This is a genomic window from Variovorax sp. Soil_C_17 (assembly GCF_057657265.1).
This window is the reverse complement of record NZ_JBDGIT010000001.1, coordinates 1,278,774-1,300,600: the sequence shown is the minus strand read 5'-3', so window position 1 is coordinate 1,300,600 and position 21,827 is coordinate 1,278,774. Positions and strand designations below refer to the sequence as shown.

The 21,827-nt window shown below is 69.3% G+C and carries 25 protein-coding genes; 12 read left to right on the top strand and 13 right to left on the bottom strand.

Annotation, left to right across the window (positions count from 1 at the left end; genetic code table 11):
• Window positions 1–27: 27 nt before the first annotated feature.
• The 6 genes from senA (at window position 28) to rocF (ending at window position 5,579) form a co-directional block, all read left to right on the top strand.
• Window positions 28–1,209 carry a selenoneine synthase SenA gene (senA, locus tag AC3A6Y_RS06290; RefSeq protein ID WP_487867349.1) on the top strand — a complete coding sequence of 394 codons (1,182 nt, stop codon included), beginning with the start codon at window positions 28–30 and terminating at the stop codon, window positions 1,207–1,209.
• A 22-nt stretch (window positions 1,210–1,231) separates the two neighbouring features.
• Window positions 1,232–2,107: a putative selenate ABC transporter substrate-binding protein gene (locus AC3A6Y_RS06285; RefSeq protein ID WP_487867348.1), complete on the top strand. Its 876-nt coding sequence runs from the start codon at window positions 1,232–1,234 to the stop codon at window positions 2,105–2,107.
• 13 nt (window positions 2,108–2,120) lie between these two features.
• Window positions 2,121–2,951: a phosphonate ABC transporter ATP-binding protein gene (locus AC3A6Y_RS06280; protein WP_487867347.1), complete on the top strand. Its 831-nt coding sequence runs from the start codon at window positions 2,121–2,123 to the stop codon at window positions 2,949–2,951.
• A gap of 65 nt (window positions 2,952–3,016) precedes the next feature.
• Window positions 3,017–3,826: a PhnE/PtxC family ABC transporter permease gene (locus AC3A6Y_RS06275; protein WP_487867346.1), complete on the top strand. Its 810-nt coding sequence runs from the start codon at window positions 3,017–3,019 to the stop codon at window positions 3,824–3,826.
• Window positions 3,823–4,641, top strand: a complete 819-nt coding sequence (gene phnE / locus AC3A6Y_RS06270) for a phosphonate ABC transporter, permease protein PhnE (RefSeq protein WP_487867345.1) — start codon at window positions 3,823–3,825, stop codon at window positions 4,639–4,641. Before AC3A6Y_RS06275 ends, phnE begins: the two co-directional genes overlap by 4 nt.
• Window positions 4,642–4,661: 20 nt before the next feature.
• Window positions 4,662–5,579 (top strand): arginase, encoded by a 918-nt coding sequence (gene rocF / locus AC3A6Y_RS06265; RefSeq protein ID WP_487867344.1) that lies wholly within the window; start codon window positions 4,662–4,664, stop codon window positions 5,577–5,579.
• Window positions 5,580–5,586: 7 nt separating this feature from the next.
• On the opposite strand, the gene AC3A6Y_RS06260 is transcribed toward rocF, so the two are convergent.
• Both AC3A6Y_RS06260 and AC3A6Y_RS06255 read right to left on the bottom strand, forming a co-directional pair.
• Window positions 5,587–5,784, bottom strand: a complete 198-nt coding sequence (locus AC3A6Y_RS06260; RefSeq protein ID WP_487867343.1) for a hypothetical protein — start codon at window positions 5,782–5,784, stop codon at window positions 5,587–5,589.
• Window positions 5,785–5,924: 140 nt separating this feature from the next.
• Complete coding sequence (locus AC3A6Y_RS06255; protein WP_487867342.1) at window positions 5,925–6,302, bottom strand: VOC family protein; 378 nt, start codon at window positions 6,300–6,302, stop codon at window positions 5,925–5,927.
• Window positions 6,303–6,508: 206 nt separating this feature from the next.
• On the opposite strand from AC3A6Y_RS06255, the gene AC3A6Y_RS06250 reads away from it, so the two are divergent.
• Window positions 6,509–6,739, top strand: coding sequence for a hypothetical protein (locus tag AC3A6Y_RS06250; protein WP_487867341.1), 231 nt, complete (start codon window positions 6,509–6,511; stop codon window positions 6,737–6,739).
• 7 nt (window positions 6,740–6,746) lie between these two features.
• On the opposite strand, the gene AC3A6Y_RS06245 is transcribed toward AC3A6Y_RS06250, so the two are convergent.
• From AC3A6Y_RS06245 to AC3A6Y_RS06230, 4 genes are all read right to left on the bottom strand, one after another.
• Window positions 6,747–7,370 carry a DUF2242 domain-containing protein gene (locus AC3A6Y_RS06245; RefSeq protein ID WP_487867340.1) on the bottom strand — a complete coding sequence of 208 codons (624 nt, stop codon included), beginning with the start codon at window positions 7,368–7,370 and terminating at the stop codon, window positions 6,747–6,749.
• A gap of 95 nt (window positions 7,371–7,465) precedes the next feature.
• Window positions 7,466–8,086, bottom strand: coding sequence for a nucleoside/nucleotide kinase family protein (locus tag AC3A6Y_RS06240; RefSeq protein WP_487867339.1), 621 nt, complete (start codon window positions 8,084–8,086; stop codon window positions 7,466–7,468).
• On the bottom strand, window positions 8,083–9,354 hold the full coding sequence (locus AC3A6Y_RS06235) for a Glu/Leu/Phe/Val family dehydrogenase (RefSeq protein ID WP_487867806.1): 1,272 nt from the start codon (window positions 9,352–9,354) through the stop codon (window positions 8,083–8,085). The genes AC3A6Y_RS06240 and AC3A6Y_RS06235 overlap by 4 nt, the downstream gene beginning before the upstream one ends.
• Window positions 9,355–9,486: 132 nt before the next feature.
• On the bottom strand, window positions 9,487–10,173 hold the full coding sequence (locus AC3A6Y_RS06230) for a YggS family pyridoxal phosphate-dependent enzyme (protein ID WP_487867338.1): 687 nt from the start codon (window positions 10,171–10,173) through the stop codon (window positions 9,487–9,489).
• A gap of 38 nt (window positions 10,174–10,211) precedes the next feature.
• On the opposite strand from AC3A6Y_RS06230, the gene AC3A6Y_RS06225 reads away from it, so the two are divergent.
• The 3 genes from AC3A6Y_RS06225 to AC3A6Y_RS06215 are packed head-to-tail and all read left to right on the top strand — an operon-like array spanning window position 10,212 to window position 13,378.
• Window positions 10,212–11,255, top strand: coding sequence for a type IV pilus twitching motility protein PilT (locus tag AC3A6Y_RS06225; protein WP_487867337.1), 1,044 nt, complete (start codon window positions 10,212–10,214; stop codon window positions 11,253–11,255).
• A gap of 28 nt (window positions 11,256–11,283) precedes the next feature.
• The gene (locus tag AC3A6Y_RS06220; RefSeq protein WP_487867336.1) at window positions 11,284–12,420 is read left to right on the top strand and encodes a PilT/PilU family type 4a pilus ATPase; all 1,137 of its coding nucleotides are present in this window, start codon (window positions 11,284–11,286) and stop codon (window positions 12,418–12,420) included.
• A gap of 37 nt (window positions 12,421–12,457) precedes the next feature.
• Window positions 12,458–13,378 carry an NAD(P)-dependent oxidoreductase gene (locus tag AC3A6Y_RS06215; RefSeq protein WP_487867335.1) on the top strand — a complete coding sequence of 307 codons (921 nt, stop codon included), beginning with the start codon at window positions 12,458–12,460 and terminating at the stop codon, window positions 13,376–13,378.
• 163 nt (window positions 13,379–13,541) lie between these two features.
• On the opposite strand, the gene AC3A6Y_RS06210 is transcribed toward AC3A6Y_RS06215, so the two are convergent.
• From AC3A6Y_RS06210 to AC3A6Y_RS06200, 3 genes are all read right to left on the bottom strand, one after another.
• Complete coding sequence (locus AC3A6Y_RS06210; protein ID WP_487867334.1) at window positions 13,542–14,276, bottom strand: BON domain-containing protein; 735 nt, start codon at window positions 14,274–14,276, stop codon at window positions 13,542–13,544.
• Window positions 14,273–14,902, bottom strand: coding sequence for an SIS domain-containing protein (locus tag AC3A6Y_RS06205; protein ID WP_487867333.1), 630 nt, complete (start codon window positions 14,900–14,902; stop codon window positions 14,273–14,275). Before AC3A6Y_RS06205 ends, AC3A6Y_RS06210 begins: the two co-directional genes overlap by 4 nt.
• Before the next feature lie 85 nt (window positions 14,903–14,987).
• Window positions 14,988–15,374: a YraN family protein gene (locus AC3A6Y_RS06200; protein WP_487867332.1), complete on the bottom strand. Its 387-nt coding sequence runs from the start codon at window positions 15,372–15,374 to the stop codon at window positions 14,988–14,990.
• Between the two features lie 2 nt (window positions 15,375–15,376).
• Here AC3A6Y_RS06200 and rsmI point away from each other — a divergent pair, with 2 nt between their 5' ends.
• Both rsmI and AC3A6Y_RS06190 read left to right on the top strand, forming a co-directional pair.
• Entirely contained in the window at window positions 15,377–16,309 is a 933-nt protein-coding gene (gene rsmI / locus AC3A6Y_RS06195) for a 16S rRNA (cytidine(1402)-2'-O)-methyltransferase (RefSeq protein ID WP_487867331.1), read from the top strand.
• A gap of 192 nt (window positions 16,310–16,501) precedes the next feature.
• Window positions 16,502–17,080 (top strand): energy transducer TonB, encoded by a 579-nt coding sequence (locus AC3A6Y_RS06190; protein ID WP_487867330.1) that lies wholly within the window; start codon window positions 16,502–16,504, stop codon window positions 17,078–17,080.
• Window positions 17,081–17,213: 133 nt separating this feature from the next.
• Here AC3A6Y_RS06190 and AC3A6Y_RS06185 read toward each other — a convergent pair whose 3' ends face one another.
• The 4 genes from AC3A6Y_RS06185 to yjfF are packed head-to-tail and all read right to left on the bottom strand — an operon-like array spanning window position 17,214 to window position 21,762.
• Window positions 17,214–17,942: a glutathione S-transferase gene (locus AC3A6Y_RS06185; RefSeq protein ID WP_487867329.1), complete on the bottom strand. Its 729-nt coding sequence runs from the start codon at window positions 17,940–17,942 to the stop codon at window positions 17,214–17,216.
• Between the two features lie 43 nt (window positions 17,943–17,985).
• Window positions 17,986–18,912 (bottom strand): dihydrodipicolinate synthase family protein, encoded by a 927-nt coding sequence (locus AC3A6Y_RS06180; protein WP_487867328.1) that lies wholly within the window; start codon window positions 18,910–18,912, stop codon window positions 17,986–17,988.
• A 24-nt stretch (window positions 18,913–18,936) separates the two neighbouring features.
• Entirely contained in the window at window positions 18,937–20,688 is a 1,752-nt protein-coding gene (locus AC3A6Y_RS06175) for an IlvD/Edd family dehydratase (protein ID WP_487867327.1), read from the bottom strand.
• Between the two features lie 45 nt (window positions 20,689–20,733).
• Window positions 20,734–21,762, bottom strand: a complete 1,029-nt coding sequence (gene yjfF / locus AC3A6Y_RS06170) for a galactofuranose ABC transporter, permease protein YjfF (RefSeq protein ID WP_487867326.1) — start codon at window positions 21,760–21,762, stop codon at window positions 20,734–20,736.
• Window positions 21,763–21,827: the final 65 nt, after the last annotated feature.

Genomic DNA, 21,827 nt, shown 5'->3' with positions numbered 1-21,827 from the left:
GGCACATTCTGTCAAAGCGGCATCGCCATGGCTGACGCACGCACCCTCGCCGGCGAAGCGCTCGCGGCCGCGCTGCGCGAATGCCGCGCACGCACGCGCGCCTGGACCTTCGACCTGAGCGATGCGCAATGGCAGGTGCCGCGCCAGGCCGGCGTGAACCTGGTCGCCTGGGAGCTGTCGCACCTTGCCTGGTTCGGCGAATTCTGGGTGCTGCGCGGTCCTCACGCGGTCGACGAGCGCGGCCATGTGCAGGCCAGCGCACCGGCGCGCATCGCCGGGCCGGACGCCCTGTTCGACTCGGCCCGCTTGGCCCACATCGTCCGCTGGTCCGTGGCCCTGCCCACGCGCGACGAGATCGCCGCGCGCCTCGATACGCAGCTCGACGCCTGCCTGGCCGCGCTGGCCCAATGCGAGGACAGCGACGAAGCCCTGTACTTCCATCGCCTCGCGCTGTTCCACGAAGACATGCACGACGAGGCCTTTGCCTGGCTGCGCGCCACCCTGGGCTACCCCGCGCCCGCCGGCCTGGCCGGCCTGCCGCACCTGGCCGACGCACCCTGCATCGAGCTGCCCGCTGCGCAGCCCCGCATCGGCTGGCCGGCGACCCGGGGCGGCTTCGCCTTCGACAACGAGCTCGGCGAGCATCCCGTCGCCTTGGCTGCCTTCCAGATCGACGCCGCGCCGGTCAGCGCCGGCCGCTACCTGCGCTTCGTGGAAGCCGGTGGCTACGCCGATCCGGCCTTCTGGCCCGGCGAGGCGGGGCGTTGGCGCGCGACGCAGCCCCGCAGCCACCCCGCGCGTTGGCGTCGCATGTCGCAGCGATGGGAGATCCGCTGGTTCGACCGCTGGCTGCCGCTCGACCCCGACCAGCCGGTGGTCCACGTCAGCGCCTGGGAGGCCGAAGCCTACGCGCGCTGGGCCGGCCGTCGCCTGCCCACGGCCGCCGAATGGGAGCATGCCGCCGCCAGCCAGCCCGCCTTCACCTGGGGCCGCAGCGTGTGGGAATGGACCGCCAGCACCTTCACGCCCTACCCGGGCTTCGCGCCCGGCCCTTACCGCGACTACTCGGCTCCGTGGTTCGGCGACCACCGGGAGCTGCGCGGCGGCGCCTTCGCCACCCACGCGCGGCTGCACGATCTGCGCCTGCGCAACTTCTTCCAGCCCGGCCGCAACGATGTCTTCGCCGGCTTCCGGACCGCGGCTCCTTAAACTGCGGCCTCTTTCCTTCGGTATGCCCCACATGAAACGACAGTTCCTCCAGACCACCCTCTTCTGCCTGCTGGGCCTGGCCGCCGGCCTGCCCGTGCATGCGCAGAGCGCCACGACGCTGCGCGTCTCGGCCATTCCCGACGAGGCGCCGACCGAACTGCAGCGCAAGTTCAAGCCGCTGGGCGAGTACCTGAAGAAAGAGACCGGCCTCGACGTGCAGTTCACGCCCGTCACCGACTACGCCGCCGTCGTCGACGGCCTGGCCACCAACAAGATCGACCTGGCCTGGCTCGGCGGCTTCACCTTCGTGCAGGCCAAGCTGCGCACCGGCGGTGCGGCGGTGCCGATCGTGCAACGCGCAGAGGACGAGAAGTTCACCAGCAAGTTCATCGTGCCGTCCGACAGCAAGGCGAAGACGCTGTCCGACCTGCGCGGCGCCACCTTCGCCTTCGGCGCGCCGTCCTCGACCTCGGGCCACCTGATGCCGCGCCATTTCCTGGCGCAGGCCGGCATCAATCCGGAGAAGGACTTCAAGACCGTCGCCTTCTCGGGCGCGCACGATGCGACGGTGGCCTTCGTGGCCTCGGGCCGGGCCGAGGCCGGCGTGCTGAACGCCTCGGTGATGGACAAGCTCGTCGAGTCGGCCAACCCCAACGCCGCCAAGGTGCGCGTGCTCGCGACCACCGCGCCCTACTACGACTACAACTGGACCGTGCGCCCGGGCCTCGACGCCGCGATCACCAAGAAGCTGGCCGACGCCTTTCTCAAGCTCGACGCGGCCAATCCGGCGCACAAGGAAATCCTGGAGCTGCAGCGCGCCTCGAAGTTCATTCCCACCCAGGTCTCGAACTACGACGGCATCGAGGCGGCGGCGAAAGCGGCCGGGCTCATCAAGTAGGCGGGCCGCGCCCGTGATCGCCGAAGCCGCGCTGGCGCTGGAGGATGTCGGCCTGGTCCATGCCAACGGCCAGCGTGCGCTGCAAGGGGTGACGCTGCGGGTCGCACGGGGTGCGCGCGTGGCCGTCATCGGGCCCTCGGGCGCCGGCAAGACCAGCCTGCTGCGCATCGCCGCGACCGCGCTGCGCGCCGGCGAAGGCCGCGTCGAGCTGCTGGGCGCGCGGCCCTGGCAGCTGCGCGCGCGGCCGCTGAAGGCGCTGCGCGCGCGCATCGGGCTGATCCACCAGGCGCCGCCGATACCGCCGCGCCTGCGCGTGATCACCGCGGTGCTGGCGGGCCGGTTGGGCGCCTGGTCGGGCGGGCGCGCGCTGGCCTCGCTGCTGGTGCCGGCCGACATCGCCGGCGCGCAGGCCGTGCTGGCCCGGCTTGACCTGGCCGACCGGCTGTTCGACCGCTGCGACCGGCTTTCCGGCGGCCAGCTGCAGCGCGTGGGCATGGCGCGCGTGCTCTACCAGGCGCCCGAGCTGCTGCTGGCCGACGAGCCGGTGTCGGCGCTGGACCCGGCGCTGGCGGACCTGGCAGTGGGCGAGTTGGTCGCACAGAGCCAGGCCACGGGCGCCACGCTGGTCGCATCGCTGCACGCGGTGGACCTGGCGCTGAAGTGGTTCGACCGCATCGTCGGGCTGCGTGCCGGCGTGGTGGTGTTCGACGCGCCGGCCGCCGAGGTCAGCCCCGGCATGCTGCACGAGCTCTACGCCACCGAGGGCAGCGTGCTGCCGACCCAGGCCCACGGCTTCGATCTCGAGGGCGCCCGCGCGCGCCCGCTGCCCACCGCCTGCCGATGAGCGCCGCCCCACACGAAGCGCCAAGCGTGGGGCGACCCGAGAGGGGTCAAGGGCGCCCGGCCGACTTGCGCGACCCGCTCGCCCGCCGGCGCCTGGGCGCTCTGCTGCTCGGGCTGGTGGTGCTGTGGCCGATGCTGGTCATCGCCGAGTTCAAGCCCCAGGCACTGCTGGCGTCCGGCACCCTGCGCGTGATGGGCGGCTTCCTGGCGGGCTTCCTGCCGCCGGCGCTGTCGGCCGATTTCCTCGGCCTGCTGGCGCATGCCACCTTGCAGACCCTCGCGATGGCGACCGCCGGCACGGCGCTCGCCTTCGTGCTCGCGGTGCCGCTGGCCTTTGCGGCGGCACGGTCGCTGTCGATCTCGCGCATCGGCCCGGCCCCCGGCCGATGGCGCGGGCAGGCGATGCGCACGGCCGTGCGCGGCGTTCTCACCGTGCTGCGCGCCATTCCCGAGCTGGTGTGGGCGCTGCTGCTGGTGCGGGCCTTCGGCCTGGGACCGGGCGCCGGCGTGCTGGCGCTGGCGATCACCTACGGCGGCATGCTCGGCAAGGTCTACGCGGAGATCCTCGAGTCGGGCGACACGCGGCCCGCACGGGCGCTGCTCGAGGCCGGCAGCGGGCGGGTCGCCGCGCTGTGCTACGGCCTGCTGCCGGGCTCGGCGCAGGAACTGGCCTCCTACACCGTCTACCGCTGGGAGTGCGCGGTGCGCGCCTCGGTGGTGATGGGTTTCGTCGGCGCCGGCGGGCTGGGCCAGCTGATGGACCAGTCGATGAAGATGCTCAACGGCGGCGAGGCGTGCAGCATCCTGATCGTCTTCCTGCTGCTGGTGCTGATGGCAGACGCCTTGAGCGCCCTGTTGCGAAAGTGGCTGGCATGAACCCGACCCGCCCCACCGCCACCGAACGCGCCCGCGCCGCCGGACCCTGCCTGGGCTGCGTGTTGGCCGGCGCCGCGATCCTGCTCGGGGTGGTCGCCAGCTTCCTCTATCTCGGCATCGATTTCCGCGTCCTCGCGGCGCGCGAGTCGCTCGCCTCGATGGGGAAGTTCGTGGCCGAGTTCTTCCCGCCCGACCTGTCGCCGGACTTCCTGGCCAAGATCGCCTGGGGCGCGCTGCAGACGCTCGCGGTCTCGGCGCTGGGCACGCTGCTCGCGATGCTGGGCGGCGCCGCGCTGGCGCTGCCCGCCTCCGGCCGCTTCGGCCCGGCGCTGCGGCAGGCCTCGCGCCTGACCCTGAATCTGTTGCGCAGCGTGCCGGAGCTGGTGTGGGCGGCGCTGATGGTCCTGGCGGCCGGGCTCGGCCCCTTCGCCGGCGTGCTGGCCCTGGCGCTGCACACCAGCGGCGTGTTCGGCCGGCTGTTCGGCGAGACGCTGGAGAACGTGCCGCCCACGCCCGAGCGCGCGCTGCGCGACGCCGGCAGCGGCGCGATCGCGGCTTTCGCCTACGGCAGCCTGCCGCTGGCCTGGCCCCAATGGCTGGCCTATGCGCTGTACCGTTGGGAGATGAATATCCGCATGGCCGCCGTGCTCGGCTTCGTCGGCGCCGGCGGGCTGGGGCAGATGCTGTACTTTCATCTCTCGCTGTTCCAGCAGGCGCAGTCGGCGACCGTGATCGGCGCCATGTTCGTGCTGGTTTTCATCGTGGACACTGCGAGCGGCCGGCTGCGGCGCGGCCTGGTCCCGGCCCACGCTTGATCTCACCCGGAGATTCGCTCATGAGCACCTTCACCACGGTCGAGCTGATCGGCGCCCCCACCGACATCGGCGCCAGCGTGCGCGGCGCCGGCATGGGGCCGGACGCGCTGCGGGTGGCGGACATCGCCGGCACCCTCTCGCGCCTGGGCTTCGAGATCGTGGACCGCGGCAACCTCGCGGGCCCGGCCACGCCCTGGACCGAGCCGGCCAACGGCCTGCGCCACCTGTCCGAAGTGGTCACCTGGAACCGCGCCGTCTACGAGGCGGTCGACCAGGCGATGGGCGCCGGCCACCTGCCGCTGCTGATGGGCGGCGACCACTGCCTCGCGATCGGCTCCATCAGCGCCATCGCCTGGCATGCGCGCCGGCGCGGCAAGAAGCTGCGCGTGCTATGGCTGGATGCGCATTCGGACGTCAACACCGAGCGCACCAGCCCCAGCGGCAACATCCACGGCATGCCGGTCGCCTGCCTGCTGGGCCACGGGCCGCAGGCGCTGAGCGGCTGGAGCGGCGAGGCCGCGGCGCTGGAGCACGATGCAATCCGCTTCATCGGCATCCGCAGCGTCGACGCGGAGGAGAAGGCGGCGATCCGCGCGCTGGGCCTGAATGTCTTCGACATGCGCCACATCGACGAGCACGGCATGCGCACCACCATGACCGAGGCGCTGCAGGACGTCGGCGAGGACACCCACCTGCACGTGAGCTTCGACCTCGACTGCCTGGACCCCGACTACGCGCCCGGCGTGGGCACCGGCGTGCGTGGCGGGCCGACCTGGCGCGAGATGCAGTTGTGCATGGAGATGATCGCCGACACCGGCCGCCTGGCCTCGCTCGACGTCGTCGAGCTCAACCCCGCGCTGGATGTGCGCAACCGCACGGCGGAAGTGGCGGTGGAGCTGATCGAGAGCCTGTTCGGCAAGTCGACGCTGGTGCGTTGAGGGCGCGTCAGCCGAGGCGCGCGAACGCGCTGGGGAACACGCGCACCGAGAGGCCCAGGCTGCGCTGCACGGCCACGTCCTCCAGCCGCGCCCATTCGGTGGACGAGACCAGGGGTTGGCCGGTGTCCGGCAGCGTGCCGGCGTTGCTTTCTTCCAGGCTGCGGGCCCAATCTTCGAATGCGCGTTTCTGGTGGCAGGGGATCAAGGGGATCTCCATCAAGGAACAAGATGAGCGAAGCGTATGGGCCGTGCTCTCGAAATCGGGAGTGAATAAATCACCGAAGAAAACAAAACACTGCGCGCGACAACGCGATCCCGCATGCGTTTAGAACCTTTGATTTCGTTTTACCGGTTAATGAGGTTGAGGATGTTGCCGTCCGGGTCCTTGAACCATGCGACCTTCATCTCGCCCGCGACGTGGATGTCGCCTTCGAGCCGCATATCGGGCATGTCGTAGTGCTCGAATCGCACGCCCTTGGCCTTGAGTTCGCTGACCACGGCTTCGATCTCGTCGCCGACGGACCAAGTGACGGCGGTCGCCTGGTTGGTGCCCGCGTACTTCGAGCAGTAGACGTTGAGCGTCGACACGCCGCTCTGGAAGACGACCATGTCGTCGCCCTCCGTCTCGATCGGCGTCAGCCCCAGCGTTTCTTCGTAAAACTTTCTGGCCCGGCCGAGGTCCTTGACCGCGAGGTTCGCGACGGCTTCCTTGTTTCCCAGCATGGTTTGCTCCTTGTGGGGGTGGTGAGATCAATGCACAAGCAGTTGGTACACCGTCCCACAGCGCAACGGGGAAGTCAATCAGCGTGAGTGACGACGTTCAGGCGCCGCAAAAGGCGGCGAAGCGTGAACTTTTCAGCGCCCGGAATGAGTCACATAGTCTTACATTCTTAAGTACTACTTTTGAGTTTCAGAGCGAGGAGCAAGACATGGATGTGAGGAAGATCGGCCTGTTGGTGGAACAACCCTTCGATGGCTCTTACTACTGGGTGATCCACGAGGACGTGCGCCACGACGGCCGCTTCGAGGCGCTGCATCGCGCCGATCGGCCTTTCGCCACTTACGCCGCCGCGCTGGCGCAAGGCTACGGCGTGATGCAACGGCTCTGCGGCCTGACCGGCCTGCCCGCTTACGCGGCGCGCTCCGTCCCCCTCTGCTGAACCCGAGTCAGCCCCGCGAAGGCGACAGCGGCACCTCGCGCAGAGGGGCCTCGTTGCTGGGCGCGGGCAGTGCGGGCGGCGCGACCGGCGTGCTCTGCACCGCCTCGGGCACGAGGAAGCGATCGATCAGAGCAAAGAAGCGGTCGTAGAAGCGCTCCTCGGTCAGCGTCTCGCTGGCCACCTTGACCAGGGCATCGTCGCTCGAGGAGAAAGGCAGCGACAGCGAACCCAGCGCGCCGACGCCCAGGCTGGCCGAGTTGTTGGTCTTCTTGAGGCTGTAGCGGTCCTGCAGCGCGCTGGCGAAGGCGATGGTGCTCGCGCCGCCGCTGTCGCGCGCACACACCACGCGCAGTTCGACCTCCACATGCACTTCGCTGGCCGGTTGGAAGCTCTTGCGGCCCGCCACCAGGTCGGCGTTGGCGGCAGTCACCAGGTAGCCCTGGCTCAGCAGCGCGCGGCGCGCCGCCTCGCAGGTCTCGGTTTGGCTCGCGCGAAAGCTGCGCGTGTGGGTGGTGGTCGAATCGAATTCCTCGGGATCGTAGGAAACGCGCTTCGCAGAGGTGACGCCGCAGCCGGCGAGAACAAGCGTGAACAGCAGCGCGACGGCTGCGTGCGGAAGGGGAGGACGCATGAGAAGAAGCCGATGTCGGAGATGCGGAATGCTAGCGGCGCTTGCCGACTTGCGGTGCCCCGATTGGACGCCGCCGCACTCCGCGCGTTCCCGGCCTAGTCGCCGATGCGGATCGTGCGATGCGCCCGCTCGCGCGTGGCGGCGATGCGGCGCGCGTTGGGCTCGTCGGTCTGCGCGACCCACGCCCGCGCTTGCGCGGCGCTGCGGCCGAACTGCTGGTGGCGCCGCACCAGCCGCTCCACGCGCAGCGCGTCGTCGACCTCCACGAACCAGACCTCGTCGAGCAGCGGCGCGACTTCGGCCCATGCGTCTTCCTGCAGCAGCAGGTAGTTGCCCTCGGTGATGACAAGCCGTGTCTGCGGCAGCACGGCGATGGCGCCGGCGACCGGCTCCTCGATCTCGCGCCGGAACTCGGGCGCGTAGACGATCTCGTTCGCCCGCTGCCCGCGCAAGCGCCGCAGCAGCGCCACGTAGCCTGCGCTGTCGAAAGTGTCGGGCGCGCCCTTGCGCTCGGCCCGGCCCAGCCGCTGCAGTTCCACTTGCGCGAGATGGAAGCCGTCCATCGGCACCACTTGCGCGCGTCCCGGAAGGGCTTGCTCGAGCGCGCGTGCGAGCGTCGACTTGCCCGAACCGGGCGCCCCGACCAGGCCGAGCAGCCTGCGCCGGCCATCGGCCAGCAGCGACTCGAGATGGGCCAGGTCGGGCGCCAGGTTCACGGGTACAGGCCGCGCTCTTGCCGCGCCATCAGGATGCGTTCGCAGGCCACCGCGAAGGTCGCGGTGCGCAGGGTGATCCTGTGCTTGTCGGCCGTGTCCCAGATGTGGTTGAGCGCGTTCATCATGATGCGGTCCAGCCGCTGGTTGATCTCGTCCTCGTCCCAGAAGAAGGACGAGAAGTCCTGCACCCACTCGAAGTAGCTGACCGTCACGCCGCCGGCGTTGCAGATCACGTCGGGCACCACCAGCACGCCGCGCTCGGCCAGGATGTCGTCGGCCGCCGGCACGGTCGGGCCGTTGGCGCCTTCGAGCACGAGCCTGGCCTGGGTCTTCTGCGCGCGTTCGGCGGTGAGCTGGCCTTCGAGGGCCGCGGGGATGAGGATATCGCAGGCCACGTCCCAGAAGGACTCGTTGGCGATCACGTCGCCACCCTTGAAGCCCACCACGCCCTCGGTGCGCGCCAGCGGCAGCAGCGTCTTGAGGTCGAGCCCGTTGGCGTTGACGATGGTGCCGGTGTGGTCCTGCACCGCGACGATCTTCGCGCCGGCCTCGGCGAACAACTCCGCGGCCACGGAGCCCACGTTGCCGAAGCCCTGCACGGCGATGCGCGCGCCGCGCAGGTCCAGGCCCAGGCGGCGCGCCGCCTCGCGGCCGGTGACGAACACGCCGCGGCCGGTCGCCTTCACGCGGCCCAGGGAGCCGCCCAGGTGCAGCGGCTTGCCAGTGACCACGCCGGTGGCGGTGCCGCCGACGTTCATCGAATAGGTGTCCATCATCCAGGCCATGACCTGGGCGTTGGTGTTGACGTCGGGCGCCGGGATGTCCTGCTGCGGGCCGATGATGATGCCGATCTCGCTGGTGTAGCGGCGCGTCACCCGCTCGAGTTCCTTGTGGGTGAGCTTCTTCGGGTCGACGCGGATGCCGCCCTTCGCGCCGCCGTAGGGCAGGTTCACCGCGGCGGTCTTGACCGTCATCCAGGCCGACAGGGCCATCACCTCCTCCAGCGTGACGTCGGGATGGAAGCGCACGCCCCCCTTGCCCGGGCCGCGGGACATGTTGTGCTGCACGCGGTAGCCCTCGAAGTGGGCGATGCTGCCGTCGTCCATCTCGATCGGCACGTCGACGATCAGCGCGCGCTTGGGGCGCTTGAGCGTCTCCACCCAGCGGGACAGCTCGCCCAGGTAGGGCACCACGCGGTCCACCTGCGACAGGTAGGTGCCCCAGGGGCTGTTGGGGGTCGGATGGACGTAGGACAAATCGGCGCTCATGGCATTCCAGGCGTTGTTGGGATGCCGCGCACGATAGTCCTGCCCGCGGCCCTTCGCCATGGGCTATGCGCGATGCGTTGGGCCTTATGCGCTTGCGGCAAACGGGGCCGCGTTGCCCGCCTCTCCGCCGCCTCAGCGCGCGCCGAAGATCGCGGTGCCGATGCGCACCATCGTGCTGCCGGCCGCAATGGCCGCCTCGAGGTCCGCGGACATGCCCAGCGACAGCGTGTCGACCTCGAGGCCCGCGCCGCGCATCTCCTCGAAGACGGCCGCGGCGCGCAGGAACAACGCCTGCTGCGTCTCGAAGTCCGGCGCCGGCTCGGGGATGGCCATCAGCCCGCGCAGCCGCAAGCGTGGCAAGGCCGCAACAGCCCGCGCCAGCGCCAATGCTTCGGCCGGGGGCACGCCGGACTTGTTGGCGCCGGCGTCCACATTGACCTGCAGGCAGACCTGAAGCGGCGGCAATTCCGCCGGCCGCTGCTCGGCCAGGCGCTCGGCGATCTTGAGCCGGTCGATGCTGTGCACCCAGTCGAAATGCGCCGCCACCGGCCGCGTCTTGTTGCTCTGCAGAGGGCCGATGCAGTGCCATTCGAGCCCGGCGCGCAGATCGGCCAAGGCCTCGATCTTGCCCACCCCCTCTTGCACGTAGTTCTCGCCGAAGGCAATCTGGCCGGCGGCGCGGGCCTCGCGGACCGCCTCCGCCGGGAAGGTCTTGGACACCGCAAGCAAGCGCACGCTCGCCGGGTCTCGTCCGGCTGCCGTGCATGCCGTCACGATTCGGGCCCGAACTTGCTGGAGCTTGTCACCAATCATCGTCATAATCGTCAAAACGTATCAAAACGTCACCGAGGAACTTCGTGGACATCACCCAACTGCTTGCCTTCAGCGTGAAGAACAAGGCCTCGGACCTGCATCTGTCGTCCGGCCTGCCCCCCATGATCCGCGTGCACGGCGACGTGCGGCGCATCAACGTCGACGCACTCGACCACAAGGCGGTGCATGCCATGGTGTACGACATCATGAGCGACACGCACCGCAAGCACTACGAAGAGTTCCTGGAGGTCGACTTCTCCTTCGAGATCGACGGCCTCGCCCGTTTCCGCGTGAACGCCTTCAACCAGGCCCGCGGCGCGGCGGCGGTGTTCCGGACCATTCCTTCGAAGATCCTCACGCTGGAGCAGCTGAACGCCCCCAAGATTTTCGGCGACCTCGCGCTCAAGCCCCGCGGCCTGGTGCTGGTGACCGGCCCGACCGGCTCGGGCAAGTCCACCACGCTGGCCGCGATGATCAACTATCTCAACGAGACCGAGTACGGCCACATCCTGACGGTGGAAGACCCGATCGAGTTCGTGCACGAGTCGAAGAAGTGCCTGATCAACCAGCGCGAGGTCGGGCCGATGACGCTGTCCTTCGCCAACGCGCTGCGTTCCGCGCTGCGCGAGGACCCGGACGCGATCCTGGTCGGCGAAATGCGCGACCTGGAAACCATTCGCCTCGCGATGACCGCGGCCGAGACCGGCCACCTGGTGTTCGGCACCCTGCACACCTCGTCGGCCGCCAAGACCATCGACCGGATCATCGACGTGTTCCCCGGCGAGGAGAAGGAAATGATCCGCGCCATGCTGTCCGAGTCGCTGCAGGCCGTGATCTCGCAGACCCTGTGCAAGACCAAGGACGCGCAAGGCCGGGTGGCGGCGCACGAAATCATGCTGGGCACTTCGGCCATCCGCAATCTGATCCGCGAGGGCAAGGTGGCGCAGATGTACTCGTCGATCCAGACCGGCAGCGGCCAGGGCATGCAGACGCTGGACCAGTGCCTCACGGACCTCGTGCGGCGCAATGTCATCTCGGCCGCCGAGGCGCGCGGCAAGGCGAAGATTCCCGAGAATTTCCCAGGCTGAACGAGCCTGCCCGCACCGGAGTACCGACATGGAACGCGATCAAGCCAGCCAGTTCATCAACGAACTGCTCAAGCTCATGGTGAGCCGCAACGGCAGCGACCTGTTCATCACCGCCGACTTCCCCCCCGCGATCAAGATCGACGGCAAGGTCACCAAGGTGTCGCAACAGGCCCTGGGCGCGCAGCACACGCTCGCGCTCACGCGCTCGATCATGAACGACCGGCAGACCGCCGAGTTCGAGCGCACCAAGGAGTGCAACTTCGCGATCTCGCCCACCGGCATCGGCCGCTTCCGCGTCAACGCCTTCGTGCAGCAGGGCAAGGTGGGCATGGTGCTGCGGACCATTCCGGCCACGCTGCCCACCATCGACGGGCTGGGCATGCCCCAGGTGCTGAAAGACGTGGCGATGTCCAAGCGCGGCCTGTGCATCCTGGTGGGCGCCACCGGCTCGGGCAAGTCGACCACGCTGGCCGCGATGATCGACTGGCGCAACGACAACTCCTTCGGCCACATCGTGACGGTCGAAGACCCGGTCGAATTCGTGCACCCGCACAAGAACTGCGTGGTGACGCAGCGCGAGGTCGGCATCGACACCGACAGCTGGGAGGCCGCGCTCAAGAACACGCTGCGCCAGGCACCCGACGTCATCCTGATGGGCGAGATCCGCGACCGCGAGACCATGGAGCATGCCGTGGCCTTCGCCGAGACCGGCCACCTGTGCATGGCCACGCTGCACGCCAACAGCGCCAACCAGGCGCTGGACCGCATCATCAACTTCTTCCCCGAGGAGCGCCGGGCCCAGCTGCTGATGGACCTGTCGCTGAACCTGCGCTCGTTGATTTCGCAGCGCCTCGTTCCTACCGAGGACGGCCATGGGCGCGTCGCCGCGGTGGAGATCCTGCTGAACACGCCGCTGATCAGCGACCTGATCTTCAAGGGCGAGGTGGGCGAGATCAAGGAAATCATGAAGAAGAGCCGCAACCTCGGCATGCAGACCTTCGACCAGGCGCTGTTCGACCTGTTCGAGACCAACATGATTTCTTTCGAGGATGCGCTGCGCAACGCCGACTCCGCCAACGACCTGCGGCTGCAGATCAAGCTCAACAGCCAGCGCGCGCGCACCACCGATCTCTCCGCGGGCACCGAGCACTTCGCGATCGTCTGAATGCGGGGAGGCGGCCAGGGGCGATAAGCTCGCCCTCATGAGCAGCCTCCACCCCAAAACCTACGACCCCATCCCGGCGCACAAGGTCGCCTTCCTCGGCCTCGGCGTGATGGGCTATCCCATGGCCGGGCACCTCGCCCTGGCCGGCCACAGCGTCGCGGTCTACAACCGCACGGCTGCCAGGTCCGCCGCCTGGCAGCAGGAGTTCGGCGCCCAGGCCAAGGGCAGCCTGCGCCACGCGCCCACCCCGCGCGAAGCCGCGGCCGGTGCCGACATCATCTTCAGCTGCGTCGGCAACGACGACGACCTGCGCTCGGTGGTGCTGGGCGCGGACGGCGCCTTCGCCGGCATGGCCCGAGGCGCGGTCTTCGTCGACCACACCACCGCTTCGGCCGACGTCGCGCGCGAGTTGGCTGAAGCCGCGCTCGAACGCGGCCTGCAGTTCATCGATGCCCCGGTCTCCGGCGGCCAGGCCGGCGCGCAAAACGGCGTGCTGACCGTGATGTGCGGCGGCGATGCGGCGGCCTTCGAGCGTGCCAGGCCGGTGATCGCCGCCTTCGCGCGCGCCGTCACCCGGCTCGGCGACAGCGGCGCCGGTCAGCTCGCGAAGATGGTCAATCAGATCGCGATCGCCGGCCTGGTGCAGGGCCTGTCCGAGGCGATCGCGTTCGGCCGGCGTGCCGGCCTGGACATGAACGAGGTGCTCGCCGTGATCGGCAAGGGCGCCGCGCAGAGCTGGCAGATGGACAACCGCGGCAAGACCATGATCGAGGGCAAGTTCGACTTCGGCTTTGCCGTCGACTGGATGCGCAAGGACCTCGGCCTGGTGCTCGACGAGGCCAGGCGCAACGGCGCGCAATTGCCGGTGACCGCGCTGGTGGACCAGTTCTATGCCGACGTGCAGCAGGCCGGCGGGCGGCGCTGGGACACGTCGAGCCTGATCACGCGGCTGAAATAAGCTCTCCCCCAGGTTGGCTCACTTCGTGTAGCCGCCCACCCCCTTCCGGGGGCAACACCAGTGGCCCAGCCCTTCGCCGGGCTCAGGACAAGCCCCTTCGCCGGGCTCAGGACAGGCCCCTTCGTCGGGCTCAGGGCCGGTTCCGCGGTGTTCCTGGATTCGCCTACCTGACAGGGGTGGCGATCGCACCGCCGGACGGCTGCGACGAACCGGCGGGCGGGAGCGGCTCCATCGGGGGCAGCGGCACGCGCGAGCCCGGCGCTGAGCCGGTGCCGCCCTGCTGCGCCTGGCCGGCCAGCTCCGCTTCGCTGACGATCTCGACCACGCGCACCACCTTCTCCACGCCGGACACGCCGCGCGCGATGTCGGTGGCGCGATCGGTCTCGCGGCGCGTGGCCAGGCCCATCAGGTAGACCGTCCCGCGGTCCACGACGACCTTGAAGGAGTTGGCGAAGACGTCCTTCGCGTCGAGCAGCGAGGCCTTGATCTTTCCGACGATCAAGGTGTCGCTGGAGCGCTGCTGGAAGGTGCTCGGCGGCCCGATCGTCAGCTCGTTGACCACCGAGCGCACGTTGTCCACGCGGCGCACCACGTCCTCGACCCGGCGGCGGTCGGCCTCGTTGCCCACGGCGCCGGTCAGCAACACCTGGCGGTTGTAGCTGGTGACGCTGACGTACATCTGGTCGTTGGCGATCTCGCGCACCCGCGCGCTCGCGCGCAGCTCGATGCCCTGGTCGTCGACCTGTGCGCCCGAGCTGCGGCGGTCCGTCGCCACCATGCCGGCGCCGACCACCGCGGCGCCGCCGACCACCAGCGGCACGCAGGCGGAGAGGCCGGCGGCCAAGGTGGCGCCCGCGGCCAGGGCCAGCGCGAGGCGCCGGAGGGATGTCGTCGTCATATGGAACCTTCCTGTTCTCCGAGTAACTGGGCGTCCACGCCGTCGCACAGGCAGTGCAGCACGAGCAGGTGGACTTCGTGGATGCGTGCCGCGCGCTCGTGCGGTACGCAGACCTGGACATCGGTTTCGCGCAGGGCGCGCCCGACCGCGCCGCCGGGATTGCTGTTGCTGGCGCCGCTGCCTGCGGCGTTGCCCAGCAGTGCCACCACGGTCATGTCGCGCATGTGCGCCGCCTCCACGGCGGCCAGCACGGCCGCCGACTGGCCGCTGGCGCTGAGGGCCAGCAGCACGTCGCCGCCCTGCCCCAGTGCGCGCACCTGGCGTGCAAAGCGGTCGGGGTCGCCGACCTCTGCGGTGTCGGCGGCGGGGTCGATGGGATCGAGCGGCAGCGCGATGGCGCCGAGGCCGGGACGATCGCGTTCGAAGCGGCCGACGAACTGCGCGGCGAATTGCGCCGCCAGCAGGCCCGAGACGCCCGCACCGCACGCCAGGATCTTGCCGCCGCTGGTGACGCAGGCGAGCAGGGCCTGCATGGCCTGCGAGATCGGTTTGCTGAGAAGCGGGCCGGCCTGGTACTTGAGGTCTGCGCTGTCGATGAAGTGCTGCTGGATCCGTTGCTCGAGCATGGGGCGGGATGATAACTGCGGGTGGCGCAACAAAAGGTTATTGCCCCCCTTGAGTTCGGTGGGCGGGCAGGGTTCCCGGACGATATCAATACGCTTCGAAGGCGGCCCGGATCCATTCGATGCGCGCTTCCACCAGCACGACGTCGAAGCGGCAGGGTGGCAGCGTGCGCAGCCGGCTCAGGTAGTGCCGCGCCGCGAATACGATGCGCCGCTGCTTCACGCCCGTGATGCTGGAGGCCGCGCCGCCATGGCTCGCACCGGCGCGCTGGCGCACCTCGACGAACACCAGCGTGCCGTCGCGCGGGTCGCGCATGATCAGGTCGATCTCGCCGCCGCCGCGGCCCGGGGTTCGATAATTGCGCGCGACCAGCACGAGGCCGGCTGCCTCAAGATGTGCGAGGGCGGCCGCCTCGGCCGCATCGCCGCGCTGCTTGGTGGTGGCCCCGGCCACCTTCTTGTTCTGGAGAAACACGCTTGACCTCCCTTGTCCCCGCCTCCTTCGCCGCGGCCCTGCTGGCCGCTCGCGATGCCGCGGGCGCGCAGCATTATCCCGAAGGCGCGCTCTACGTCGTCGCCACGCCGATCGGCAACCTGGCCGACATCACGCTGCGGGCCCTCCACGTGCTGCAGATCGTCGATGCGGTCGCCTGCGAGGACACGCGCCACACGCAGAGCCTGCTGCGCGCCTACGGCATCGAGCGGCCTTCGGCGCAGCTCCTTGCGCTGCACCAGCACAACGAAGCCGTGGCGGCGCAGGGCGTGGTCGCGCGCCTTGCCGCCGGCGAGCGCATTGCCTATGTCAGCGATGCCGGCACGCCCGGCGTCAGCGACCCCGGCGCGCGACTGGCCGCCGCCGTGCGCGAGGCCGGCCTGCGCGTGCTGCCGCTGCCCGGCGCCAGCAGCGTGACCACGCTGATCGCGGCAGCGGGCCTCGTCGCGGGCGGCGAGGCCGAGAGCGCCTTCGTCTTCGCCGGCTTCCTGCCTGCCAAGGCCGGCGAGCGCGACACCGCGGTGCAGGCGCTCGCCGCCGAGCCGCGCAGCGTGCTGCTGCTGGAGGCGCCGCATCGCATCGAGGCCCTCGCGCGCGCGCTCGCCGCATTGGGCGAACGGCGTGTGACGGTGGGGCGCGAGCTCACCAAGCAATTCGAGGAGATCGCCACGATGGCCGCCGAAGCGCTGCCCGCCTGGCTGGCGGCCAGCCGCGACCGCACGCGCGGCGAATTCGCGCTGGTACTGCATCCCCTGCTCGCCGCCCCTGACGACAGCGCCGAAGGCGAGCGCGTGTTGCGCCTGCTGCTGGGCGAATTGCCGCTGAAGAGTGCGGTGCGGCTCGCGGCCGAGATCAGCGGCGCGCCGCGCAATGCGCTTTACGACCTGGCGCTGCGGCTGCGCGAAAACGAGCGCTGACTCGGGTCTTCGGGCTTCATTTCCGCCTCGGCGGCCACTTCACACACTGAAGGCGATTCACATTTGACGAGCCCCTTGTGAGTCTTGCGTCGCGCACGCTCGAGGCGAGCGGGTAACCTTTGCGCGACAAAAAACGAGTTTTTGATCGCTCCTGGCTCGGCTACAGTCCGCGGCACCAAAAACAGGGGCCCCATGAAAAAGAAGAATTTCGCTGCATCGCCAGCGCACGCATCGAGATCGCGCACGTCGATGCCATCCGATCGCCGTGTATCGATCCGGATTCCGTTGCGCACACTTCTCGCCGCTGGCCTGTGCGCCGCCACGTTGGTTGGCTGCTCAACCAAACCTCCGAGGTATTCGATAGGGGGGTCCGAGTTCCTGAGCTTTGAGCAGGCTTCAGCGGCCCTCGCGACGGAGTACCCACCGTGGAAGGACCGGCCGGGCCTGGACCAGCCAACTCGAATCTTGCACGGAGCGCCCTCCCCATATCCGCGGGAGGCAAGGCGAGCAGGCATCGAGGGAAGAGTCATCATCGAGATGGAGGTTGATGAGCTCGGCAACGTCGCTCGGACGACCGTTATCGGCGAGCCACACAAACTCTTGGCAGACGCGGCAGTCACCGCGGTCAGCCAATGGAAATTCCGGCCTCACACGTACCGTGGCACACCCGTCAAGGTGGTGCTCCGTCAGCCCATTACCTTCAAGCTGGACCCGCCGGACGATCCCGCACCTTGGCAGTCACAACACGCGTTGCCCCCTTCCGGACCGTGAGCCCCGTACTCGCAATCCCAAGCTGATGACGGCCGCAGCCCCTCTGCGAGCATGCGGCCAATGACGGCGGACAAAGCACGAGTAGCAAACAGCAGTCCTTCAGGGCCCGTCGAATGCACACCCACCACGCCGCTCAACCATCCAGCTCCGGATAACACCTGAAGATCCCCTCCTCATTGAACGCAATCCGCCGCGCGCTCTGCAGGTACTCCCGCACCCGCTGCCGCCGGGCGACATTGGCATGCAGCTTTTCCACCGCCGGCGTGCGCGCCAATGCGCGCGCCGTCGCCTTGGGAAAGGCATAGCGCAGCCCCGCCACAAGCTGGAACAGTGACAGATCGGCATAGGTCAGGCTGTCTCCAACCAGATGCACGTCCCCCGCCGGATTGCGCTGCAGCACGCGCTCGAACCAGTCGAGGTACTTGGGAATGCGCTCCTCGCGAAAGCACTTGGCGCGCGCCTGCGCGGCCTCGCGCTGGTCCTCGTAGTAGTCGCCGACGGAAATCGGGTGGTGCGTGTCGTGCGCCTCGGCCACCACGTCGGCGATGGTGAGCTGCAGCTGGTGCGTCCACAGCCCGTCGCGCTCGCCGATGCCGGCCAAGCCCAGGCGCGGGCCCAGGTAGAGCAGGATCGCAGCAGTCTGGCCGACCACCACATCGCCGTCCACCAGGAAGGGCGGCGCGAAGGAAGGGCGCGGATTCCCGGGATCGCTCAAACGCCGCGCCAGCGCGGACTCCCCACCGCCCTTTTCGGCCGGCTGGCGCGCAACGTCGACGTATTCGGCGCCGGCCGCCTCGAGCGCGAGCCGCACGAATTCGCCGCGGCCCTGGATGGTGGGCCAGTAGTGAAGCTGATAAGTCATCGCGAAGCCTTTCGCGCTCATGCTAGCGCGGCACGCTCCCCCGTCAACGCCCCCAGCGCAGCACCATGGGATCGAGCCGCTTCGCCGTCTCGATCAGGCCCTTGCGCGTCTCCGGATGCAATGCCGGCCACGGCTGACGCGGCGCCTCGCAGGCGATCACGCCGCCCTCCTTCATCAGCGTCTTCGCGGCCAGGAAGCCGGCCTGCCGGTTCTCGTAGTTGATGAGCGGCAGCCAGCGCTCGTAGAGCGCATACGCGCGCTCGCGTTCGCCGTTGCGATGCGCCTCGATGATGGGGCGGATGCCATCCGGATAGCCGCCGCCCGTCATCGAGCCGGTGGCGCCGGCATCCAGGTCGGGCAGCAGCGTGATCGCCTCCTCGCCGTCCCATGGCCCCTCGATGGTCTGGCCACCCAGGCGGATCAGCTCGCGCAGCTTCGAGGCCGCACCGGCGGTCTCGATCTTGAAGTAGGCCACGTGCTCGATCTCCATCGCCAGGCGCGCAAGGAAGGAAGCCGACAAGGGCGTGCCGCTCGCGGGCGCGTCCTGGATCATGATGGGGATGTCGATGGCGTCCGAGATGCCGGCGTAGAAGGCCTGGATCTGCGGCTCGATGCAGCGGAAGGTGGCGCCGTGGTAGGGCGGCATCACCATCACCATGGCAGCGCCCATGTCCTGCGCGCGCCGGCTGCGCTGGGCGCAGACGCGGGTGCTGGTGTGCGTGGTGGTGACGATGACCGGCACGCGGCCCGCCACATGTTCGAGCACGGTGCGCGTGAGCACCTCGCGCTCCTCGTCCGACAAAAGGAACTGCTCGGAGAAGTTCGCCAGGATGCAGATGCCGTCGGAGCCGGCATCGATCATGAAGTCGATGCAGCGCTTCTGGCTCGCGAGGTCGAGCTCGCCCGATTCGGTGAAAGTGGTGGGCGCGACCGGATAGATGCCGCGGTGGCGGGGGTTGTCGAGCGTCATGAAGGGTCCAGGAGTGGGGTGGGATCAGTGGGAGTGCCGCGGCACCTCGGCCCCGCGGCAGCCCACCAGGAAGTCGAAATCGCAGCCTTCGTCGGCCTGCAGCACATGGTCGATGTACAGGCGCTGGTAGCCGCCTCGCGCCTTCGCGGGCGCAGGTACCGCCTCGGCCGGCGCGGCCAGCGCCGCGAGGCGCGCCGCCAGCTCCTCGTCGCTGATGTCCAGGTGCAGCCGGCCCGCCTCGCAGTCCAGCTCGATCCAGTCGCCGTCGCGCACCGCCGCGAGCGGGCCGCCGGCCGCCGCCTCGGGCGCGACGTGCAGCACCACCGTGCCGTAGGCGGTGCCGCTCATGCGGGCGTCGGAGATGCGCACCATGTCCTTGATGCCCTGGCGCAGCAGCTTGGGCGGCAGGCCCATGTTGCCGACCTCGGCCATGCCGGGGTAGCCCCGCGGGCCGCAGTTCTTCATCACCAGCACCGAGCTGGCGTCGACCTCCAGCGACTCGTCGCCGATGCGCTGCTTGTAGTGGTCGAAGTCTTCGAACACCACCGCGCGCCCGCGATGCTGGAGCAGCTCGGGCGTGGCGGCCGAGGGCTTGAGCACCGCGCCGCGCGGCGACAGGTTGCCGCGCAGGATGCGGATGCTGCCGTCGTCCATCAACGGCCGGTCGAGCGGTCGGATCACCTCGTCGTTGTAGCTCGGCGCCTCTCGCACGTTGTCCCAGAGCGAGTGGCCGTTGACGGTGAGCGCGCCGGGATGCGGCAGCAGGCCCGCCTCGCCGAGCCGGCGCAGCACCGCAGGCAGGCCACCCGCGTAGTAGAACTCCTCCATCAGGAAGCGCCCCGAGGGCAACAGGTCGACGATGGTGGGCGTGCCGCGGCCGATGCGCGTCCAGTCCTCCAGCTCCAGCTCGACGCCGATGCGTCCCGCGATGGCCTTGAGGTGGATCACCGCGTTGGTCGAGCCGCCGATCGCCGCGTTGACGCGAATCGCGTTCTCGAAAGCCTCGCGCGTGAGGATTTTCGACAGCGTCAGCCCCTCGCGCGCCATCGCCACCGCACGCGCGCCCGACATCTGCGCCAGCACGTAGCGGCGCGCATCGACGGCCGGAATCGCGGCGTTGTGCGGCAGCGAGGTGCCCAGCGCCTCGGCCATGCAGGCCATGGTGGAGGCCGTGCCCATGGTGTTGCAGGTGCCGGCCGAGCGCGACATGCCGCCCTCGGCCGCGAGGAACTGGTGCAGGCCGATCTCGCCCGCCTTGAGCGACTCGTGCAGCTGCCACACCGCGGTGCCCGAGCCGATGTCGCGCCCCTCGAGCTTGCCGTTGAGCATGGGGCCGCCGGTCACGACGATGGCGGGGATGTCGCAGCTGGCCGCGCCCATCAGCAGCGCGGGCGTGGTCTTGTCGCAGCCGGTGAGCAGCACCACGGCATCGATCGGGTTGCCGCGGATCGCCTCTTCCACGTCCATGCTGGCGAGATTGCGGGTGAGCATCGCGGTGGGCCGCAGGTTCGACTCGCCGTTGGAGAACACGGGGAACTCCACCGGGAAGCCGCCCGCCTCCGAGATGCCGCGCTTCACGTGCTCGGCGATCTTGCGGAAGTGCGCGTTGCAGGGCGTGAGCTCCGACCAGGTGTTGCAGATGCCCACGATCGGGCGGCCGTCGAATTCATGATCGGGGATGCCCTGGTTCTTCATCCAGCTGCGGTACATGAAGCCGTTCTTGTCGGCCGGGCCGAACCATTCGGCGGAACGTAGTTTCTTGGGAGCATCCGGCATGAGGCGGGCTTTCTTGGGAACGGGGAATGGAAAAAAGCGAGGAACTCAGCGCCGCGGCGCGCGCGCCGTGAAGAAGCGCTGCAGCAGGCAGAAGAAGAAGAGCAAGGCGCCCACCACGATGCGCGTCCACCAGGAGCTCAGCGTGCCGTCGAAGGCGATCAAGGTCTGGATGATCCCGAGCGTGAGCACCCCGAAGAGCGTGCCCGCCACGTAGCCGACGCCGCCGGTCAGCAGCGTGCCGCCGATGACCACGGCTGCGATCGCGTCGAGCTCCAGCCCCATCGCGTGCAGGCCGTAGCCCGAGAGCATGTAGAAGGTGAAGATCACGCCGGCCAGCGCCGAGCAGAAGCCCGACAGCGCATACACGCCCACCAGCGTGGAGCGCACCGGCAGGCCCATCAGCATGGCCGAATGCTCGCTGCCGCCGATCGCATAGACGGTGCGGCCGAAGGGCGTCCAGTGCGCGATGAAGACCGCGACGGCCAGCACGACGAGCGCGATCACTGCGCTGATCGACAGCGAGGCGTCGAAGCCCACCGGAATGCGCAGCTGCGAGACCGAGGAATAGAACTCGTTGGTGATGCTGATCGAGTCGATGCTGATGAGGTAGCAGAGTCCGCGCGCGAGGAACATGCCCGCCAGCGTGACGATGAAGGGCTGCAGCCGGAAGCGCTCGATCAGCACGCCCATCACCCCGCCGAAGACGGTGCCCATCAGCAGCACGAGCGGGATCACCGCCGCCGGATTCCAGCCATGCTTTTCCACCAGCGAGGCCGAGACCATGGTGGTGAGCGCGATCACGGAGCCCACCGACAGGTCGATGCCGCCGGAGAGGATCACGAAGGTCATGCCGATCGCCACCACGATCAGGAAGGCGTTGTCGATCAGCAGGTTGAGGAAGACCTGGGCCGAGAAGAAGCCGTCGTAGAGCACCGAGCCGAGCGCGGCCATCGTCACGAAGAGCGAGACGGTGGCGGCCAGCGGCAGGTATTTGGGGTTGAAGCGCGGCCGATCGGCGGCGCCCGGCACAGTTCCGGTGGCGGCCGCTTCCCGCTTGTCCATCACCGCGCTCATAGGACCCCCACGCTTGTCACTTCGTGTACTGCGCTGCCCCCCGAGGGGGCCTTCGCGCCTTCGGG

What these genes read in the sequence shown, in the direction of transcription:
- senA (WP_487867349.1), top strand. Translation starts at nt 28, where the DNA reads ATGGCTGACGCACGCACCCTCGCCGGCGAAGCGCTCGCGGCCGCGCTG.
- AC3A6Y_RS06285 (WP_487867348.1), top strand. Translation starts at nt 1,232, where the DNA reads ATGCCCCACATGAAACGACAGTTCCTCCAGACCACCCTCTTCTGCCTG.
- phnE (WP_487867345.1), top strand. Translation starts at nt 3,823, where the DNA reads ATGAACCCGACCCGCCCCACCGCCACCGAACGCGCCCGCGCCGCCGGA.
- rocF (WP_487867344.1), top strand. Translation starts at nt 4,662, where the DNA reads ATGAGCACCTTCACCACGGTCGAGCTGATCGGCGCCCCCACCGACATC.
- AC3A6Y_RS06255 (WP_487867342.1), bottom strand. Translation starts at nt 6,302, where the DNA reads ATGCTGGGAAACAAGGAAGCCGTCGCGAACCTCGCGGTCAAGGACCTC.
- AC3A6Y_RS06250 (WP_487867341.1), top strand. Translation starts at nt 6,509, where the DNA reads ATGGATGTGAGGAAGATCGGCCTGTTGGTGGAACAACCCTTCGATGGC.
- AC3A6Y_RS06245 (WP_487867340.1), bottom strand. Translation starts at nt 7,370, where the DNA reads ATGCGTCCTCCCCTTCCGCACGCAGCCGTCGCGCTGCTGTTCACGCTT.
- AC3A6Y_RS06235 (WP_487867806.1), bottom strand. Translation starts at nt 9,354, where the DNA reads ATGAGCGCCGATTTGTCCTACGTCCATCCGACCCCCAACAGCCCCTGG.
- AC3A6Y_RS06230 (WP_487867338.1), bottom strand. Translation starts at nt 10,173, where the DNA reads ATGACGATGATTGGTGACAAGCTCCAGCAAGTTCGGGCCCGAATCGTG.
- AC3A6Y_RS06220 (WP_487867336.1), top strand. Translation starts at nt 11,284, where the DNA reads ATGGAACGCGATCAAGCCAGCCAGTTCATCAACGAACTGCTCAAGCTC.
- AC3A6Y_RS06215 (WP_487867335.1), top strand. Translation starts at nt 12,458, where the DNA reads ATGAGCAGCCTCCACCCCAAAACCTACGACCCCATCCCGGCGCACAAG.
- AC3A6Y_RS06210 (WP_487867334.1), bottom strand. Translation starts at nt 14,276, where the DNA reads ATGACGACGACATCCCTCCGGCGCCTCGCGCTGGCCCTGGCCGCGGGC.
- AC3A6Y_RS06205 (WP_487867333.1), bottom strand. Translation starts at nt 14,902, where the DNA reads ATGCTCGAGCAACGGATCCAGCAGCACTTCATCGACAGCGCAGACCTC.
- AC3A6Y_RS06190 (WP_487867330.1), top strand. Translation starts at nt 16,502, where the DNA reads ATGAAAAAGAAGAATTTCGCTGCATCGCCAGCGCACGCATCGAGATCG.
- AC3A6Y_RS06185 (WP_487867329.1), bottom strand. Translation starts at nt 17,942, where the DNA reads ATGACTTATCAGCTTCACTACTGGCCCACCATCCAGGGCCGCGGCGAA.
- AC3A6Y_RS06180 (WP_487867328.1), bottom strand. Translation starts at nt 18,912, where the DNA reads ATGACGCTCGACAACCCCCGCCACCGCGGCATCTATCCGGTCGCGCCC.
- AC3A6Y_RS06175 (WP_487867327.1), bottom strand. Translation starts at nt 20,688, where the DNA reads ATGCCGGATGCTCCCAAGAAACTACGTTCCGCCGAATGGTTCGGCCCG.
- yjfF (WP_487867326.1), bottom strand. Translation starts at nt 21,762, where the DNA reads ATGAGCGCGGTGATGGACAAGCGGGAAGCGGCCGCCACCGGAACTGTG.